At 43.4% G+C, this 631-nt stretch carries 1 pseudogene; it reads right to left on the bottom strand.

From position 1 onward, the window contains the following. Positions 1-175: 175 nt before the first annotated feature. A pseudogene (locus tag QTN94_RS20260) lies at positions 176-631 on the bottom strand (ankyrin repeat domain-containing protein); the annotation flags it as partial.

The raw sequence follows: 631 nt of genomic DNA, 5'->3' as shown, positions 1-631 counted from the left end.
GCATATCCCCTTCAAAAAAGGCGTCGGCATAAGGTTTGCTGCCAAAAATATTCATCAAATCTCCTTTTGCTACCATAGATAAAGCAAGCAGCCCTGCAATCAGAAGCCATCGCCACTTTTTCACTTGATTCCACCTGGGGTTAGATGCATCTGAGCCTTTCCGCGTGTGATGCTTTTAAAATCGATGTTTGATACCAAAACGTTCTTTAAGGATCTTTTCATCTTGGCGTTTTTCCTGCTCGGTTTGTTCACCTAGGAACTCATTCACACCTTCCACTTTGCATTCGGTTTTCGGCATATAACCGTGCGGCTCTTTACAAAAAACGATGTCATTGCGAAAACGTTCACCGAAAGGCATCAAAGCAGGGAACTTGACACCTTTTTCAACAAGTTTCTGCTGGATTTTGAGCATCTTTTGGTAAGCTTCGGTGGATGGATCCATATGCTCCAATCGCTCTTGAACGCTGTAGGAAACAGAAATACCTAAATTATTCATTGCGTATGGATCTGCTCCATGGTTGAGCAAGTAGAGAGAATCATCAAACCGCACTGGAAGAATATGTATCAAAGGTGTATTGCCAAGTGTGTCGCGGGCATTCACATCGGCACCGTACTCGACTAAAAGCTTCAT

The organism is Vibrio sp. M250220, assembly GCF_036533795.1.
Taxonomy (GTDB): domain Bacteria; phylum Pseudomonadota; class Gammaproteobacteria; order Enterobacterales; family Vibrionaceae; genus Vibrio.
This window is presented reverse-complemented; position numbering and strand designations above follow the sequence as displayed.